General features: G+C 43.9%; 17 protein-coding genes. 12 read left to right on the top strand and 5 right to left on the bottom strand.

Annotated elements, in window-relative coordinates; all coding sequences use genetic code 11:
- Positions 1–140: 140 nt before the first annotated feature.
- The 6 genes from AC4PGZ_RS00950 (at position 141) to trxA (ending at position 5,834) form a co-directional block, all read left to right on the top strand.
- The gene (locus AC4PGZ_RS00950) at positions 141–794 is read left to right on the top strand and encodes a GntR family transcriptional regulator (RefSeq protein ID WP_492159226.1); all 654 of its coding nucleotides are present in this window, start codon (positions 141–143) and stop codon (positions 792–794) included.
- Between the two features lie 138 nt (positions 795–932).
- Positions 933–2,399, top strand: coding sequence for a tagaturonate reductase (locus AC4PGZ_RS00945; RefSeq protein ID WP_492159225.1), 1,467 nt, complete (start codon positions 933–935; stop codon positions 2,397–2,399).
- A gap of 22 nt (positions 2,400–2,421) precedes the next feature.
- Entirely contained in the window at positions 2,422–3,927 is a 1,506-nt protein-coding gene (locus tag AC4PGZ_RS00940; RefSeq protein ID WP_492159224.1) for a UxaA family hydrolase, read from the top strand.
- A 178-nt stretch (positions 3,928–4,105) separates the two neighbouring features.
- Positions 4,106–4,540: a MarR family winged helix-turn-helix transcriptional regulator gene (locus AC4PGZ_RS00935; RefSeq protein WP_492159223.1), complete on the top strand. Its 435-nt coding sequence runs from the start codon at positions 4,106–4,108 to the stop codon at positions 4,538–4,540.
- Positions 4,541–4,576: 36 nt separating this feature from the next.
- A complete protein-coding gene (locus tag AC4PGZ_RS00930) occupies positions 4,577–5,446 on the top strand; it encodes an NAD(P)/FAD-dependent oxidoreductase (protein WP_492159222.1) in 870 nt (289 codons plus the stop codon).
- A gap of 76 nt (positions 5,447–5,522) precedes the next feature.
- Complete coding sequence (trxA, locus tag AC4PGZ_RS00925; protein WP_492159221.1) at positions 5,523–5,834, top strand: thioredoxin; 312 nt, start codon at positions 5,523–5,525, stop codon at positions 5,832–5,834.
- 82 nt (positions 5,835–5,916) lie between these two features.
- Here trxA and AC4PGZ_RS00920 read toward each other — a convergent pair whose 3' ends face one another.
- The 3 genes from AC4PGZ_RS00920 to tnpB all read right to left on the bottom strand — a co-directional run bounded on the left by AC4PGZ_RS00920 (position 5,917) and on the right by tnpB (position 9,259).
- Entirely contained in the window at positions 5,917–7,188 is a 1,272-nt protein-coding gene (locus AC4PGZ_RS00920; RefSeq protein ID WP_492159220.1) for a sensor histidine kinase, read from the bottom strand.
- A 3-nt stretch (positions 7,189–7,191) separates the two neighbouring features.
- Positions 7,192–7,917, bottom strand: a complete 726-nt coding sequence (locus AC4PGZ_RS00915) for a LytR/AlgR family response regulator transcription factor (RefSeq protein ID WP_492159219.1) — start codon at positions 7,915–7,917, stop codon at positions 7,192–7,194.
- Between the two features lie 220 nt (positions 7,918–8,137).
- A complete protein-coding gene (gene tnpB / locus AC4PGZ_RS00910) occupies positions 8,138–9,259 on the bottom strand; it encodes an IS200/IS605 family element RNA-guided endonuclease TnpB (RefSeq protein WP_492159218.1) in 1,122 nt (373 codons plus the stop codon).
- Positions 9,260–9,434: 175 nt separating this feature from the next.
- Here tnpB and AC4PGZ_RS00905 point away from each other — a divergent pair, with 175 nt between their 5' ends.
- From AC4PGZ_RS00905 to AC4PGZ_RS00895, 3 genes are all read left to right on the top strand, one after another.
- Positions 9,435–11,024, top strand: coding sequence for a WG repeat-containing protein (locus AC4PGZ_RS00905; RefSeq protein WP_492159217.1), 1,590 nt, complete (start codon positions 9,435–9,437; stop codon positions 11,022–11,024).
- 22 nt (positions 11,025–11,046) lie between these two features.
- A complete protein-coding gene (locus tag AC4PGZ_RS00900) occupies positions 11,047–11,562 on the top strand; it encodes a LemA family protein (protein WP_492159216.1) in 516 nt (171 codons plus the stop codon).
- A gap of 203 nt (positions 11,563–11,765) precedes the next feature.
- On the top strand, positions 11,766–14,900 hold the full coding sequence (locus AC4PGZ_RS00895) for an S-layer homology domain-containing protein (protein ID WP_492159215.1): 3,135 nt from the start codon (positions 11,766–11,768) through the stop codon (positions 14,898–14,900).
- Between the two features lie 76 nt (positions 14,901–14,976).
- Here the strand turns inward: AC4PGZ_RS00895 and AC4PGZ_RS00890 are convergent, their stop codons facing one another.
- Together AC4PGZ_RS00890 and AC4PGZ_RS00885 are read right to left on the bottom strand one after the other, a co-directional pair.
- Positions 14,977–15,405: a flavodoxin gene (locus AC4PGZ_RS00890; protein ID WP_492159214.1), complete on the bottom strand. Its 429-nt coding sequence runs from the start codon at positions 15,403–15,405 to the stop codon at positions 14,977–14,979.
- 28 nt (positions 15,406–15,433) lie between these two features.
- Positions 15,434–15,901 carry a DUF3793 family protein gene (locus tag AC4PGZ_RS00885; protein ID WP_492159213.1) on the bottom strand — a complete coding sequence of 156 codons (468 nt, stop codon included), beginning with the start codon at positions 15,899–15,901 and terminating at the stop codon, positions 15,434–15,436.
- A gap of 364 nt (positions 15,902–16,265) precedes the next feature.
- Here AC4PGZ_RS00885 and AC4PGZ_RS00880 point away from each other — a divergent pair, with 364 nt between their 5' ends.
- From AC4PGZ_RS00880 to feoB, 3 genes are read left to right on the top strand one after another with little or no spacing between them, the layout of a single operon-like run.
- Positions 16,266–16,484, top strand: coding sequence for a FeoA family protein (locus tag AC4PGZ_RS00880; RefSeq protein ID WP_492159212.1), 219 nt, complete (start codon positions 16,266–16,268; stop codon positions 16,482–16,484).
- Positions 16,485–16,486: 2 nt separating this feature from the next.
- A complete protein-coding gene (locus AC4PGZ_RS00875; protein WP_492159211.1) occupies positions 16,487–16,708 on the top strand; it encodes a FeoA family protein in 222 nt (73 codons plus the stop codon).
- A 13-nt stretch (positions 16,709–16,721) separates the two neighbouring features.
- Complete coding sequence (gene feoB / locus AC4PGZ_RS00870) at positions 16,722–18,926, top strand: ferrous iron transport protein B (RefSeq protein ID WP_492159210.1); 2,205 nt, start codon at positions 16,722–16,724, stop codon at positions 18,924–18,926.
- Positions 18,927–18,936: the final 10 nt, after the last annotated feature.

Here is an 18,936-nt window from a genome sequence, read left to right as displayed (position 1 = left end):
TTCAAGAAAACGTTATATACAGATATATTTTTTGATTTTCTATCTTGATTAGCGGATATTTTTGTAATATACTGTTTGTATACATCACCTGCCACTATTTACATCGGCGTGATGTTCCAATTAACAAAGGGGAATCCATCATGAAAAAAGAAAGCCTAAAATCACAGGCATACAGTTATATCAAAGCCAAGATACTCAACTGTGAATACGCTCCAAATACATTTCTGAACGAAGATATGCTTGGAGAAGAGATCAATGCGAGCCGCACTCCAATAAGAGACGCCCTGAGCAGACTTGAGCAGGAGGGCCTGATAAAGATACTTCCAAAAAAAGGCGTAGTAGTGTCAGGACTGACCATAAATGAAATAAACAAGATCTACGAAACCAGATCGCTGCTTGAAACATATGCGATACTGAATTACGGATCAAAGATATCATACGAGGATTATATGTATTTCTTCAAGCACTTCAGCTCTGCTGCAGAAGACGCATCCGGAGATAAGCCATTTGACATTGATGATGCTTTTCACCGAAAATTCATAATGGCCACAGAGAATCACTATTTCATAGAGACATACAATCACACCTACAACCAGAACTACCGCCTCAGAATAATGAGCGGCATAATGAAGGAGTCAAGGATACGCGAGAGTCACGCTGAGCACATAAGAATCGTAGAGCACTGCCTCAAGAATGATTTCGAAGCAGCTGCAAAGGCTATGGAGCAGCATCTTGCCTCATCAAAGAACGCGGCATTTGAAGTGATACTGAAAGACCCTAACTGGACTATCTAAGTCAATGAACCTCAATATAACAATTTTTCCCGGTTGGTCATCCTGGATATGATCAACCTGTTTTCGGGATTTTTATTGTATACAACGCAGTATACTTGTTGTATAATCTTTTCATCAAACATAATCAAGGAGGAATTTATGCAAGCTATTAACAACGTAGTAGAGAACAGAAATGGAAACTATAAAGAGAAGATCCTTCAATTTGGAGAGGGAAATTTCCTCAGAGCTTTTACTGACTGGATGATAGATAAGGCAAACAGCGACGGAATATACGAGGGAAGCATCGTGGTATGCCAGCCTGTAAAAGAAGGAATGGCCGATATGCTGAACTCTCAGGACTGTACATATACTCTTGCCATGAGAGGTATTGAAAATTCAGCTCCTGTAGAAAGGATTGAGACTGTAACGTCAATATCCAGATGCATCAACCCATACAGCGACTATGCGGCCCTCATGGAGCTGGCAGAGAGCCCTGACCTGGAGGTCGTGATTTCAAACACCACAGAGGCCGGCATAGCATACAGAGAAGGCGACGCCCTTACAGACGCCCCACCCGCTTCATTCCCTGCAAAGATCGCTGCATTTCTTTATTCAAGGTACAAGGCATTTGACGGCGCAATGGACAAGGGTCTTCTTTTCCTTCCGGTTGAGCTAATAGACAATAACGGAAGCGAGCTGAAAAAAATAGTGCTCAGATATGCACAGGAGTGGAACCTTGGAGCAGAATTCACAGCCTGGATAGAAGAAGCCAACAAATTCACAAGCACCCTTGTCGACAGAATAGTTACAGGATACCCTAGATCTGAGATCGGATATTTTGAGGAAAAGCTCGGGTACCGTGACAATGCGATCGTAACAAGCGAAATCTTCAATCTGTGGGTAATCGAAGGCAAGAAGGAATGGGCCGAGATACTTCCAGTTCACAGGACAGACGCAAATGTAATATGGACCGAGGATGTAACCCCTTACAAAAAGAGAAAGGTGCGCATACTTAACGGAGCCCATACTGCAACAGTTCTTGCCGCATACCTTTCAGGCCATAACTATGTTCTCGATTTCATGCATGACGATATATTCAAAAGCTACCTGGACAAGCTGATATTTGACGAGATAATCCCTACTCTGGACCTTCCGAAAGAAGAGCTCGAAGAATTCGCAAAGGCCGTAAGCGACCGATTTGCAAATCCATATATAAAACACAGCCTGCTTGATATATCGCTGAACTCATGCTCAAAATTCACAGCAAGATGCCTGCCATCACTTCTTTCATTCAAAGAAACAAACGGCACGGTTCCTTCATGCCTGAGCTTTGCCCTGGCTGCATTCATTGCATTCTACAAAGGTGAATTCAGAGATGGAAAATACATCGGCAAAAGATCAGAAGGTACAGAATATGAAATAAGAGACAGCGCCCCTGTCCTTGAATTCTTCAATGACTGCTGGAACAACAGAGAGGACCGCATCGTTAAGGAAGTGCTTTCAAACAGAGATTTCTGGAATGGCACAGACCTTACCGAAACAGACGGACTTGAAAAAGCCGTATCAGATCACCTCGGGCAGATTCATTCAAAAGGAATCAGGAACGCAATTTCAGATCTTGTATAGGATATCCGGAGAAATAGATAATATGAAAAACAGAGAAACCATAATGAAGATTTCGAATTTCGATAATGTCGCGGTTGCACTTGAGCCCATAGAAAAAGGCCGAATTATATCTCTCGGCCCAGAAGAGATAGAGTCTCTTGATGACATAGCCTTCGGACACAAGATAGCGCTCGCAGATATAAAGGAAAACGAAGACATAATAAAATACGGCTCCCCTATCGGCCACGCGACAAGAGACATAAAAAAGGGCGAGCATGTGCACACTCACAACCTTAAGACAAATCTTTCAGGAATAATAAATTATTCATACGATCCTGACCTTGAGCTTATCTCAAGATTTGAGCAGGAAAAACAGGAAGCCTATTTTGACGGCTATCTCAGACCAGACGGAAACGCCGGAACGAGAAATGAGATCTGGATAATCCCAACTGTAGGCTGCGTAAACAATACCGCAAAAATCCTGGCTGAAAAAGCAGGCGCCATGTATAAGGATGATATAGACGGAGTTTTTGCCTACACCCATAACATGGGCTGCAGCCAGCTTGGCGACGACCACAGGACCACACAGAAAATCCTGAGCGGACTTGTAAAGCATCCAAACGCAGGAGGAGTCCTTGTACTCAGCCTCGGATGCGAAAACAACAACCTCGAGGACTTCAGAAAAGTTCTGGGTGACGTAGATGAAAGCAGAGTCAAATTCCTGGTTACACAGGATGTGGAAGATGAATACGAAGCTGCAATGAATCTCATAAAAGAGCTCGCAGAAAAAATGTCCTCAGAAAAGAGACAGAAAATATCTGCCGAAAAGCTTGTCCTGGGCTTCAAATGCGGAGGATCCGACGCATTCTCCGGAATTACCGCAAACGCCCTTTGCGGACGAGTAAACGACATGCTCGTTAAGCACGGGGGAAGCACCCTGCTCACAGAGGTCCCTGAGATGTTCGGAGCAGAGACTATCCTCATGAAAAGAGCCGTAAGTCCTGAGGTATTTGAAAAAACAGTCAGCCTCATCAACAACTACAAGAATTATTTTACCAAATACAATCAGACAATATATGAAAATCCATCTCCTGGAAATAAGCAGGGCGGCATATCCTCTCTTGAGGAAAAATCGCTGGGATGCACTCAAAAAGGCGGACTTGCGCCTGTTACAGGAGTTCTTGACTACGGAGAAAGCGTTCAGGCAAAAGGGCTCAACCTGCTGACAGGCTCAGGAAACGATCAGGTTTCATGCACAAATCTCGTTGCCAGCGGAGCACAGATGATCCTATTCACCACCGGACGAGGAAATCCATTCGGAAGCCCCGTTCCAACAGTAAAGATATCTTCAAATACAGACCTGTATGATAAAAAGAGAAACTGGATTGATTTTAATGCAGGCCAGCTGCTTGAAGGAAAATCATTTGAAGAGCTTACTCCCGAGTTCTTCAGCTACATCCTTGACGTAGCCTCAGGAAAAATAAAGACCAAAAACGAAAGCTACGGCTACAGAGAAATTTCCATCTTCAGAGATGGCGTAATACTGTAGAAAAAAGCCACAGCCCTTGATTTTGCAAGGTTCTGTGGCTTTTTTATGAAAAATCTTCAGAAAGCTTATGAAAAATCTTCAGAAAGCTGTTGACATATCACGCATATGCCACTATAATATAAATATATTCAATTGTGTGCAATTTAATTTTAAACAATATTTTCAGGAGAATAAAGCTATGGAAAAATATGAATGCCTGAAACTTGAAAATCAGCTGTGTTTTTCTCTTTATGCTCTTTCGAGAGAAATAATAAGGCTTTACAAGCCTTTTCTGGACAAGTATAATCTCACCTATACGCAGTACCTCACCATGATAGTACTGTGGGAAGCTGAGAAAATGAACATAAAGGAAATCGGAGGCCGTCTTCATCTCGATTCAGGCACTCTAACCCCAGTCATCAAAAAACTCGAAGCAATGGATCTTATATCCAAAAAAAGAGACTCCAGTGATGACAGAGTGGTTATCGTTGAGCTGACCGAAAAAGGCAGATCCCTCAGAGATGAAATAAGAGATATACCAGAACTCATGTCATGCGAGATAGGAATAACCCCTCAGGAAAAAGACGAGCTCAAAGAGCCTGTGGAACGGCTGCTGAACAAGCTGATAAAATAATATCTATATTAAATTAATACCAGGCAGGAGATAAATATGAACAACAGATACGACATTGCAATAGTAGGAAGCGGAGTAGCAGGTCTTTCCGCTGCGCTTAACGCAAAAATAAGAAACAAAAGCTTCATAATATTCGGAAGCCGCGAAATGAGCACAAAGCTCGTAAAGGCCCCATCTGTGAACAACTATCTCGGATTCCCCGGCAAAAGCGGCGAGGAGCTCAGAGACGAGTTCGCGAATCACCTCGAATCAATGGGAATAGAGATAACAGAAGAAAAAATAAACAATATCTATCCAATGGGAGACTATTATGCACTGATGGCAAACGACCGCATGTACGAGGCCACTTCGCTGATACTTGCAACCGGAGTCAATTTTGGAAAGCCGTTTGCAGGCGAGATGGATTTTCTCGGAAGAGGAGTCGGATACTGCGCTACATGCGACGCTCCGCTTTACAGAGACAAGACAGTAACTATAATATCCTACAACAAGCATGACGAAGCTGAAGCAAACTACGTCTCAGACCTTGCCTCAAAGGTATACTATGTGCCTATGTACAAGGATCCGGTAGAGCTTAAGCCTTCCATAGAAATCATAAAAGATATCCCGCTCGAGATCAAGGGAGAAAATAAAGTAAATCGACTGGTAATGAAAAACAACGAGATCGAGACAGACGGACTCTTCATCCTGAGAGACAGCATCTCTCCAGGACAGCTTGTGCCAGGCCTTAATATAGCCGACAATCATGTCGAGGTTGACAGGCTTATGCGCACCAACCTTCCAGGATGCTTTGCAGCTGGAGACGTAGTCGGGGCTCCATATCAGTATATCAAGGCCGCTGGAGAAGGAAACGTGGCTTCACTGTCTGCAGTCTCTTATCTTGACAGCTTGAACAGAAAATCATAATACTCGAATAAACTCTCAGATTTACAGAAATAATGGCATCAATTAAAAATTCATATAAAAACAAAGGAGAATAACAATGATAAAAGTACTAGGATCATCAGAATTTGATACAGAGGTAAAAGATGGAGTAGTAATAGTGGATTTCTATGCAGACTGGTGTGGACCATGCAAGATGCTTGCTCCTGTTTTCCAGGAACTCGCTAAGGATATGGATGGAACTGCAAAGTTCGTCAAGGTAGACGTAGATAACACACAGGACATAGCTGCAAGATTCCAGGTTTCATCAATCCCTACAGTAGCAATACTAAAGGACGGAAAAGAAGTAGACAGAATAATAGGATTCATGCCAAAGCAGGCAATCGAAGCAAAAATAAAGCAGTACGTTTAATATAAGCTTAACACTGATATGTATTAATAGAGGCAGGCCGCGAACAATCAATTCGCAGCCTGCCTTTTATTTATCGTTATTATTATGCGGTAGCCTGGAATATGAACCAGCCATCCTCTGCCATGAAGCGAAATACTCCACCATGCTTCTCCACTATGCTGACCATGCTTTTGGTCCCATACCCATGACCTTGCTCCCCTGTCACAGGAAGGCCCTTATGGAATATCGGCTCTTGCTGATATCTGTTTCTGATGTCGATGCACAGCTTGTTGTTCTTTGAATACACTCTCAGCCTGATAGAGCTTTCCCTTCTGTCATCCATCTTTTCCGAGGCAATTATTGCATTTTCAAGAGCATTTGAAAGCAGCGAGCAAAGTTCTGTATCGCTGAAGGGAAAAGCTTCCGGCAGCCTCGCTTCTGCCTCAAACTGAATCTCCGCCTGTTTTGCTTTCGCGAAAAATGCAGACAGAATGAGGTTCACGGTTTCGTTTTCGCAGAATCGCGTTGGCGTTATGGCGTCCATGTCTGACTGAGCGGTGTGCAGATACTCCTTTATCTCCTCTATGCGTTCACTCGATGCCAGTCCCTGAAGAAGAGCCAGATGATGGCGCATGTCATGGCGGTACGCCGCGGCATTCTGCTGATTATGGCGAAGAGCTACAAATTCCTTCTGTGCCTGAGTGAGCTGCATGTCCAGCATGTCCCGTTCCCTCTGTATGCCTGCCTGTTTCTGCGTTTCGGCATAATAAAGGAGTACAAACACAAAGTAGAAGGTAGCCGCTGCAGACGGCATGAAATGCATAGCTGCGCGTGTTCCACTGTATAAAAAACTGGTATATACCGTAGCTGTATAGTCAAACAGGTAGTAAAGCGCAGGCATGGCCCCAAACAGCAGGCAGGATTTGACAGAGCGCTCCATAAGATGCCTCACAGATCCGAGTGCGTACCTGTCCAGCAAAAAATAAGTCAGAAATGCAGACAAAATATATAAGGCGTGATCCACGGCTACGCTTGCGTAAATCTCTCCTGCTACAGCTCCAATCCAGCGGGGAGGCTGACAGCACAGAAATGACACAAACATGCTGGTGAACGAAATCAGCCATGTACGCTTAAGGTAAAGTGCTATAAAAACAGCAACCGGCAAATGAGAAATCAGCGGGTAAATCTTCAGCGTGACTGCCATCCCCCAGGTCTTCAGGCAGAATAGCTGAAGGACGAATAATGCCAGGACGAAGCCTCCAAAAGCCAGATTGTTTTTTCTTGTTCCCGTCATTCCGGCAAATCTTACCGCAAGCGCCGAGCCAAATAACAGGGCAATCAGGTAACGCGAGAATGCAATTGCAGTTTCCATCATTTACTATTCCCCTTCCATTTGATAATTGAGGTACTGCAGCTTTATCTCCCTTGCCCTCCCCTGTGCTACAGGCACAGTCGAAAGCGTCTGCAGGGTAACCCTGTTATTTTCTATAGTATCCACATATCTCATATTTACAAGATAAGAGCGGTGAGGCTTGATAAAGCAACCGTACTTCATAAGATTGTCACAGGCAGATGCAAAAGACTCCGTGCATTCTATTACCTTTGCTGAGTTCAGGTGATACCTCACATTTCTGCCAATGACCTCTGCAAATACCAGATTTGTTATAAGTATCTTCTGTATTCCCTCACTGCTCTTTACTATAATGAAATCCTCATCTTCTTCTCTCTTTATGTGCTCCAGCACTTCGTCAAAAGTAAAGAAAAACTTTTCCTTCGTCACGGGCTTTAGCACATAATTTATAGCCCTGACCGAATAGCTTTGCAGCGCAAACTCGGGCGACGATGTAAAAAAAAGAATCGGCGCAATTTTGTCAACGGCGCGTATCTCTCTGGCTACATCTATCCCAGTAAATCCCGGCATGACAATGTCCAGGCAGTATATATCAAACCTCTTTCCTTTTTCAATGTCCGAAATAAGTTCAAATCCATTTGAAAAGACTCTGTATTCGCAGTTGAGATTTTTTGATGTCCTGTAAAGATCTATGAGCTGTACCATGTTCGACAGCTCGTCAATATTATCATCACAGAGCGCGATCTGCAGCATAATAAGTCCTCCATTTCATTATTTTTCCAATACAAGTTTACCACAAAAACCATGTTTCATGCAGAAAAAAGCATGATTCATGCGGCAGACGTTTTTTTAACTTAAATTCTGATAGATTATAATTGATTGACTTAGTTAATGCTTGAACACTCCCGCCGCCTGCACTAAAATTTAGAGGCGGGGGATTCCTGGAAACACCGCCCTTGTGGGCAGTTTCTTATCAGGCTAGCCCCGCAGTACCTGCGGTTAGAAGCCTTATGGCTTCGTTTCGTAAGTTTATGCTTGCGTTAATATCCCTGTCATGAACAGCATTGCAGGATGGACAGGTCCATGTCCTTACGGACAGATTCTTAACGGCTTTATTCTGGTAATTACAGGCAGAGCAAAGCTGGCTTGATGCAAAGGTCCTGGATACGGTTATTAATTTCTTTCCGTACCAGACAGCCTTGTACTCAAGCAGTTCCTTAAACTGCGACCAGGATACCTCAGATATTGCTTTTGAAAGTCTTTTGTTTTTAAGCATATCTGATACCTGCAAATCCTCCATACCGATGATATCGTGGTTTTTGACTATATCGGTAGACAGTTTATGCAGGTAATCAGCTCTTTTGTTTGCTATAGACTCATGGACTCTTGCCACCTTGAGTTTCTGTTTGTACCAGTTGTTTGAGAACTTCACTCTTCTTGAGAGGATTCGCTGTTCTTTGGCGAGCTTAGCTTCAAGGCTTCTGAAAAATCTGGGGTTAGTGTGTCCACTGCCGTCAGAGATAACAGCAAAGTCCTTGAGTCCTACGTCTACGCCACAGGCAATTCCGGTTTTTGGAAGCTCAGATACTTCAGTTTCCGCAAGAATAGACACAAAGAATTTACCCGAAGGTTTCCTTGAGACAGTAGCACTGATTATACGGCCGTCCACTTCTCTTGATTTTGCGAAGCGAACGAGTCCGAGCTTTGGAAGTTTTAAGAAACTGTCTTCTACGGCAATATTATTGTTGGTGAACTTGGAAGTGTAGGACTGGACCGGATTCTTTCTTGACTTGAATCTTGGGTAGTCATTCTGCCTGCTGAAGAATCTCTTGAAGGAATCATCAAGAAACCTCAGGGACGACTGAAGTGCAGTGCTATCCACCTCACTCAGCCAGGTGAGTTCTTTTTTAAGTTGAGTGAGCATGGCTGAACAGTTGCTGTAGCTCAGGGTCCTCTTTTCGGACTCATATGCACTGCTGCGCTCAGCAAGGAAGTGATTGAAGACAAAGCGGCTGCATCCGATGGTTTTCACTATCAGCAGCGCCTGATTACTGTCAGGATATATCCTGAATTTGTATGCCTTATGTACCAGCAATATGCTCACCTCCCATAGTTTAATTATACCCGCAAAAACACTATTAAATCAATGCTTTTCGAGTCTGAGATTCATCCCACCGCCTTAACTCTCGGTTTACCGAGAAAGGTGGTTTAGAGGTGGGGGTATTCTCTCACAAATTTTAATAAAAATTATATAAAGGAGGAAAATAATTATGAAGAAGCGATTTACGAGAACTCTGCTCACGCTGTGCATTTTGCTTTCCATTATGACGGTGTCCGCATTTGCAGCAGAACAGCCATCTGACGGCTGGTACTATCTCCGCTGTATGTACAATTACCTCAATCTGACCACAAGTGGGGCCGCAGAGCTTCGCAGCCTCTCCGAAAATCAGGCATTTTATATGGAAAGCAAGGGCGATGGAAAGGTGTCTCTAAAAATGAAAGACGGTCGGTATCTGGGGCTGGAAGGAGACAGAAAAAACGGCACCAGGCTAAAGGCCGTAAACAGCTCTTATGTATGGACGATCCGTCATGAAAATAAGGAAGGTATCTTCAGCCTTAGACCTCCGGAAGCCTACAAAATGGTTGTCAATGCATCCGGAGAAAAGAACGCTGACGGAACTGCAGTTATAATATGGTCACATCCAGCACAAGATGCCCCAAATAACGCCGAGTTCCGCTTTATTCCGGCAACTACTGCCGCAGACCCCACCGGGGAGAGCTGGACTATTTATAATGAAAAAGGGCTCGTCGGCTTCAAGGACGCTGCCGGCAAAGTAGTGATCCCGGCAAAATATGATGCCGCCAAAGATTTTTCCCAGGGAATAGCCAGGGTTTATGACAAAAACAAAGATGCGTGCGCCTTTATAAACACCGCAGGCAAACTCATCACTCCGTTCAAATATTACAACGCAAACAGTGGATGGAGCGTTCATGACGGGCTTGTCCGAGTGGGGATACATGGCGAAGAAGTAACCAAAGCCATTATGAACGGGGACAGCGTAGATTACATCGGAGATAAAGTCATGATGAAGAGTGGAAAAGCGCTTAAATACGCCCCAAGATGTGGATTTATAGACACTACGGGAAAAGAAGTGATCCCAATTCAGTACTACGACGCTCAGTCCTTTCAGGGCGGGCTTGCAGCAGTGTTCCAGTATCAGGGCAAGCTCAAAGACGTTGATTATACCAAAGTCGGCTGGATCGACACTGCCGGAAAGCTTGTAATACCATACAAGTCGGACGATGCATCTTACTATGACGGCAGCGTTCACAGCTTCAAAGACGGCCTGGTGTGCTATTTCGTTGAAACCGACAAAGATCCGTATACTCTTCCAGCTGTAGGAATAATGAACAAAACCGGAAAGGTCATAGTAGCTGCGAACAAGGACGAATGGTTCCATTCTGACTCTTTCGGTCTGCACTGGCGTGATGGCATCATCGCCGTATCCCCTAACAGGGAAGTAAATACCAAAGGAGTACCGACAAAAGGCGGCGGACACGTCTGGTCTTTCTCGTCAATATATGACTACTCAGGAAAACTGATCAAAAAACTCGACGGCTATGTAGACGCCATGCCGATCGGCGGCGGCTATACGCTTGCCCTGCACCAGCTGCCTGACAACCCAAAGGTAGACGTATTAGATATTCAGATGAACTCCGCTTACTGGAGCGTATTCGACCGCACCGGAAAAATGGTTATCGAAAAGGTCGAAAAAAATAATTTCTATCTTTTAAACAATCCTGCAGGGTATGATAACGGATACATCTACTTTGGCGACAACCGATACAAAGTCAGCTAAGCAACAGGGGGATTTTACTATTATGCCAACTTTTGCCTTATCAATAGCCATCATTGCACTCATCTATCTATGGACGATTTCTATGCAGCGCTCCCTTGCAGCACTTGACGAAAATGCAGGCAGTGCCATGAGCCAGATAGGTGTCCAGCTCTCAGGCCGCTTTGACGCCCTGATGATGCTTCTGTATCTGACCAGAGATCATGCCAGCTGCGAGTGCGACATGCTCATTGAAACAGTCAGCTCCCGCAGAAGAATGATCACGGCAAAATCCACACCGGATGATGTCTTGAAGCAGGAAGAAATCATTACCGAAGCCCTGAACAGGATTGAGCAGTTGACGGCTAAATACCCCGAGCTGAAATCAGACCCTGATTATATCGAGATGACTGGCGCAGTAGAGGCATTTGAAAACATGATCCGCACCAGCTGCCTTGTCTATAATGACAGCGTTAAAAAGCTTAACCACAGAATCCATATATTCCCTTTCATGATTATTGCAGGAATATATGGCCTCAGAAAAAAGGATTATCTGAAATAACTATAAAAAATAAAAAAACTAAACAATTCAGAAAGGAACACACAATTATGAACAAAAGATTACTGAGCATATTTCTTTCGCTTTGCATGGTGCTTACCCTGCTGCCATTCTCGGCAATAGCAGAATAAAATGATACTTATGATTATTCAGGCGGAGAAATCACCGCATTTGAAACGCCTGAGACTGCAGAACAGACAGTCCCGATGGGTACAGCTGTGACTACCGGTTCTGCAATGGTTGCAGAAATAACAGAACCCGAGGCTGAAGACGAAATAATGCTTATGGTTATGGACGGAGTAGCCAGAATTGATTCTGATTCATACTATACGCTCCAGTCAGCAATTGATGCAGTTCAGGAAGGGCAGACAATTCAGTTACTGAGCAACATCAATCTCGCATCCACGGTCACAATAGCTGAAGATAATAATAAGAGCTTTAGCATTGACCTGAATGGTAAAACACTTGACGGTGGCAATGCCATCACTATTCAGCACAACGGCGGTAAGCTAACCATCAAAGATAGCGCAAGCGAAGGCAAGATAACCAGCAACGTTGCCGATGGCACGATACATCTATTCGGCGGCAGTCTTGTAGCTTTGAGCGGAACCATAGAGAATACATGTACTTCAAATTTCAACGCTGCAATTTCTAATGTGAGTGCCGGCAGCGTGTCTGTTGAAGGCGGTACAGTGAAAGCACTCAGTAGCGTAAGCTTTGCAATTGCAAACCATGGAACAGGTTCTGTTATCGTTTCGAGTGGCACGTTAATTTCTGGATTCCGTGCAATTGTAAACCCCAATAGCGGCAAAGTAGCTATTTCAGGCGGTGAAATAAAAAGTACTGACTATGGTGAAGCTATTGCGAATCCTTCAACTGGGGAAGTATCTATATCCGGAGGAAAAGTAGATAGCAGATTGGGTACTGCAATTTCCAACTCTCCAACAGGCAAAATCACAATCCAAGGTGGTTCAGCTGTTATAAGTGGTGGCCAAATGGCGATAAACATTGCCCCTGATTTGAGCAGCTACGAGAATGTCCACGTTACAGCAAGCACAAATTATGATGGGAGCTCGCCAACAACTTATAATCTAGAAAATATATCCAGCTACAAATACCTCAAATTTGAAACAGGCACTACGCCCCCATCTATCACTTTGGTAAATAGAACAAATGCTGAGGGCACCTATACCAAGGGAGATGCTCTGAGCTTTTTGGTAAATTTTAGCGACAGTGTTACCGTCAACACTGTCAGCGGAACACCGTATCTCAGACTGAGAATCGGTACGAACATAGTAAATGCGTATTATGCAGGAGGCAGCGGAACACCTTCTCTTATGTTTATATATACCGTTCAAGCCGGTGATTTAGATAATGATGGAATTGAGTGTCTGTCTCCGCTTACACTAAATGGCAGTACCATAAGAGGCGCCGAAGAAATCAATGCCGTACTGACTTTTTTACCACCTGATACCGCAGGCATTAAAGTAGATACTTCTCCGCCTGCTATAACTGGGACCGTGACGATCAGTGGTACACCAAAATATGGTGAAACACTTACCGCTGCGTACAGCGGCGGCAACAACACAGGAGAACTCTCTTATCAGTGGAAGCGAAACGGAAACGATATTCCCCAAGCCACTAATAATGTTTATACGATTGCACAAGCTGATATTGGCCATACTCTCACCTGTGAAGTAACAAGCAGTGTTGAAACAGGAACCGTTTTAAGCGCTGCAACTGCTTCCATCCCAAAAGCAGATGGACCTTCTTCTCCTACAGGACTTGCCGGAGTTTCCCCAACCGGATCTGACAGCCAAAATGGGAAGATAACCGGTACAAATACCTTGATGGAATATTCTCTTCACACAGACTTTAGCAATCCTGTTAACTGTGAAGATAGCGAAACCACCATGTTTGACGGAGGAACAACCTGGTATGTACGCTTCAAGGCCACTGATACCCATGAGGCCGGCGCATACGCTACTGTTCATATCCCAGAATATGCACCTTCTCTGCTTACAGGTACTGCAAGTATAGACAATACCACTCCAAGAATCGGTGACACACTGACGGCTTCGCTGGTTGGAGGAAGCAACTCAGGCACACTGACTTATGTATGGAAGGCTGGCGGAGAACAGATCGGAACAGGAACAAGCTATGCAGTGACTGCAGCAGACCTTGGAAAAACTATAACACTTGAAATCACTTCAAGCGTTGAGACCGGAAAAATAACAAGCTCTGCTACCTCTGCGGTGCTCAAAAAATCAGCTCCGTCTGCACCTGGAGCTCCTTCACTTTCCTCAAAGACTCATAACTCAATTACACTCTCTGCAAATGGGGCTTATGAGTTCTCTAAAGACGGAATCACATGGCAGGAAGGCAATATATTCAGCGGCCTCGCTGCAAACAAAGCATACACCTTCTATCAGAGAGTTGCTGAAACTTCTGAAAGAGAAGCATCTGAGGAAGGAAGCGGATTGACGGTAACTACAAATTCAATCACTGGCGGCGGTGGCAGCAGCGGTGGCGGAGGCGGCGGAGGCTCGACAACTCCAAAGCCAGTAGCACCGGCACCTGTACCTCAACCACCAGCGGCACCAGTTACTCCTATATTTATTGAATACCCTACAATATCAAATATGATGATACCAACTATTACCCCGGGAGTATTAGGAGCTCTAAATGGATTTGTAGTTCCTGAGTCATTAGTCAAGGGGATAGATCTGCCAGAAGCCCTAAAGACAATATCCGTTGAAGGTAGAATTCCCAACTTTGCAGATACAGGAAATCACTGGGCAGGGGATACTATAAATAAAGCAGTAGAGAGAGGTCTGTTGAATGGAGTTTCAGAAAGAGAATTTGCACCAAAATCCAATCTGACACTGGAACAGACACTGGTTGGTTTTAACAATGTATTCCTTAAAAACAACATGATACAGATGAAGGTAAAGAGAGAATACCTGGAAAACAGACTAAACGAGTACCTCAAAAATGAAAGCTGGTCAACACTGGCTGTAGTTCAAACATTAGGAAATACAGATTTAGAAACGATTGAAAAAATAGCACAAAAACCTCAGGTATTAAAACAAACAATAACCAGAGGAGAGCTGGCTGATTATCTCCTTAAATTAACTGGAGACATCCTGGACGCAAAAGATATGACTCCAGAAGAATTCTGTAAGACATATGGATTTATGGTAGGAGATGCAGATGGCAACTTCTCTGCAGAAAGAGTACTGAAAAGAGCAGAACTGGCGGCAATCCTGTTAAGAGTAGATAATGAGCTGATGAGCTCTGATGACAGAGAAGCAGGTCCGGATCAACAAAATAGAAATTAGCAGTTGAACGCAAAAATCGCACAGAGAAAGTATCTGTGCGATTTTTGCTGTATTTAATTTTTACCTGAAATTTATATTAATATGCCGCAAAGTTTTTTCCAAACTCTCTGCAGGTATCCAGACCTTCGCTGTCCGGAGTTTCATTTATTATAAGTCCTTCACTGAATACGTCAGCACCTTTTCCTTCGGTTCTTTCCTGCCAGTCTCTCATCCACTCTCCATCGCCCCATCCGTATGATCCAAAAAGCGCGACCTTCTTGCCCGAAAGCTTCTGCTCTACGGCTTCAAAAAACGGTTCAAACTCAGACTCTTCAAGTACTTCCGATCCCATTGAAGGACAACCGAATGCAAGCTTTTCGTATTCTGCAGCCTTGTCCGGGGTTATGTCAGATACTTCCATCAAATCTGCCTCTGAGCCTGCCGCTCTTATCCCTTCAGCCACGGCCTCTGCCATTGCTTTCGTATTTCCACTTCCACTCCAGTAAATAACGCCAATGCTGCTCATATATATACCTCCCGAATAACAAATAAAATTACGATGCCAGTCCAAGTGCGCTTTCAAGGCTTATTCCCTGTGAGAGCTTTCTGCACAGAGAGTCTCTGCACTCTGTATATCTTCTGAACATGTGGCTGGCTTTTTTCTCATCACCATAAACTTTCCAGTATCCATTAAGCTTGAAGGATTTGCCCTTGTTCTTTATGAATCCGGTGACATCTTCAACCGGATAGCCCTGCTCAGTAAGGATGCCCGCACATGCTCTGCATCTCAGGCACGTCTCCAGTGCTTCCTCCTGATATACCATGATCAGCACATGTTTTTCAGATTCATATACAGTCTCAAAACGAATATCCTGTGAGGACAGCCTGAATTCAATCTCTTTCAGCCGCGGACTGATTTTTTCAAACTCCTCGTTTTTAAACGATATAAGATTTGCAGGCTTGATTCCTGCCATGGCTGGACCACAGTGAAATGCCAGTCTTTCTTCAAAATTACCGAACATGATTTACCTCCATTGCAAAATGTTTCTGCTTATCAGTCAATCCACCCATAAATGCAGTCAGTTAGTATCGGCTAACTAACGCACATTTTTTAGGAGCCTCAGCTCCTTCATAGTTAGTCTCGACTAATTGATTTCATTATACACCCCTTGATCATGTCCGTCAATATGCTTTTTTATTTAAATTTTATCAATCATAGTTAAAGAAATTTTTATCAATACCCTATTGACAATGAATTTTCACAATGATAAAATAAGTCATATTCGGTTAGCTTTTGCTAACTTTTTCTTAGCCACAAAGTTAGCCGACGCTAATTTATTGTTTCAGCACTAATTCAACTTATTATAAATAATCAGGAGGTCCAGCATGCCCCTTACAATGGCTCGCATAGGCGAAAACAGCTTCATAAAGCAGATAAACGGAAAAGACACCACAAAGAAATTTCTCGAAAGCCTTGGTTTTGTGGCGGGTGAATGCGTCACCATAATTTCAGAACTGAGCGGAAACATAATAGTATCCGTGAAAAACACCAGAGTAGCGGTAGACAGATCTATGGCACAGAGAATAATAGTCGAGAGGAGATAGCAGTGAACAGCTTAAATAATGTAGAATGCGGGAGAACGGTCAACGTAAAAAAACTCCATGGAGAAGGCGCTCTCAGAAGAAGGATAATGGACATGGGCATAACGAAGGGTACTGAGATACTCATAAGAAAGGTAGCTCCTCTTGGAGATCCGGTAGAGGTAAATGTAAGAGGCTACGAGCTCACGATAAGAAAAGCTGATGCTCAGCTTATAGAAATAGAATAGCAGGAGGAATACAATGAATATGAAAATAGCACTGGCAGGTAATCCAAACTCAGGAAAAACCACTATGTTCAATGCCCTCACAGGAAGCTCTCAGCATGTTGGGAACTGGCCTGGAGTTACAGTAGAGAAGAAATCAGGTTTTTATAAAGATGACAAGACGATCGAGATAATAGACCTTCCCGGAATATACTCTCTTTCTCCATATACGCTTGAAGAGGTAGTTACGAGAGATTATCTTCTAAGTGACACTCCGGATGCAATAATAAACATAATAGACAGCACCAACATTGAAAGAAACCTATATCTCACCACTCAGCTGATAGAGATGGGAATTCCCGTGGTTGTCGCTCTGAACATGACCGATATACTTAGAAAAAGCGGTGATACTATCGATAAAGAAAAGCTCAGCAGGATGCTCGGATGTCCGGTAGTTGAGACTGCTGCAATAAAGGGTGAAGGCTGCAGAGAGCTGATTGAGACCGCTAAGAAAAGAAGCGTTTCAGGAAGCTCTGTAAAGATGTTCTCTCAGCCTGTGGAAGAAATCATATCAAAAATAGCATCCATCATAGATTCATATGCATCAAAGTCAGCATCTTCAGAAGCTCTCCATAACGATGATTCAGTCCTTTTCAACCCTGCAATCCCGACAAGGTGGTATGCGCTCAAGGTCTTTGAGAAGGACGAAAAGATAATCAGCGCTCTTCCATATTCAGAAAGAGTTGCTGAAGAAACAGACAGGATAATAGCGCTTCTTGAAAAAGATATGGACGATGATACAGAAAGCATAATGACTTCGGAAAGATATAATTTCACCGGAAACATAACTAAGAAATGCGTAAAAAGGGTTTCATCAGGGAAGCTGAGCGTTTCAGACAGGATAGACAAAGTAGTTACAAACAGGCTGCTTGCACTTCCAATATTTGCATTCGTGATGTTCCTTGTATATTTCATATCGGTCTCAACGGTTGGCGGATGGGCCACTGACTGGGTCAACGATGTGCTGTTTGGAGAAATCATCCCGCCTGCGACAGAAGGTTTTCTTGAATCTGTAAACAGCGCTCCGTGGCTGTCATCTCTGATACTTGATGGAATAATCGGCGGGGTCGGGGCAGTCCTCGGATTCCTTCCTCAGATGCTCGTACTGTTCTTTGTGCTCGGGCTCCTTGAGGAATGCGGCTATATGGCAAGGATAGCGTTCATCATGGACAGGATATTCCGTAAATTCGGCCTCTCAGGAAAATCATTCATACCTATGCTTGTAGGCACCGGATGCAGCGTACCTGGAATAATGGCTTCTCGTACTATAGAAAATCAGAATGACAGAAGAATGACCATAATCACGACTTCATTCATACCATGCTCTGCAAAGCTGCCTATAATAGCGCTTATCGCCGGAGCACTCTTTCCTGGATCTGTACTGATAGCTCCATCTGCATATTTTGCAGGCATAGCTTCAATAATAGTTTCGGGAATAATACTCAAAAAGACACGCGGATTCGCCGGAGACCCTTCTCCGTTTGTAATGGAGCTTCCTGCATATCACATGCCTTCGATGAAGAACGTGATGCTTCATGTGCTTGACCGTGGAAAGTCATTTGTAAAAAAAGCGGGAACTATCATATTCCTTGCGAGTGGAACTATATGGTTCCTGAGCTCATTTGATTTCACTCTCAGCATGACTGATACTTCAGATTCTATACTTGCGTTCCTTGGAGGCCTTATTGCCCCGGTATTCGCTCCTATAGGATTTGGAAACTGGGAGTCGGCGGTTGCGACTATAACAGGTCTTATTGCAAAGGAAAACGTAGTAGGAACCTTCGGTGTTCTGCTCGGATTCGAAGAGGTTGCAGAAAATGGCGCAGAAATATGGACGGCCATGGGATCATCCTTCACTCAGATATCAGCTTACTCATTCCTTCTGTTCAACCTTCTGTGCGCCCCTTGCTTCGCGGCGATCGGTGCCATAAGAAGAGAGATGGCAAGCGCCAGATGGACATGGTTTGCAATAATATACCAGACTGGATTCGCATATACTGTATCATTCATTTTCTACCAGTTCGCGCTGTTCTTCACAGGAGGCGGGATTACTGTAATGACGATAATATCTCTGGCAGTTTTTGCTGCTGTTATATACATGATCTTAAGAAAGCCTTCTGCTCCTGATACTGGCAGAAAGCTGAGATCTTCATTGGCTCCTCTGGGAAACGCAGAGGTTTAAGGAGGCTTTA

The sequence above is a fragment of the Proteocatella sp. QWL-06 genome (assembly GCF_058684135.1).
Note: the sequence above shows the minus strand (reverse complement) of the source record. Positions and strands in the feature narration are given on the sequence as shown.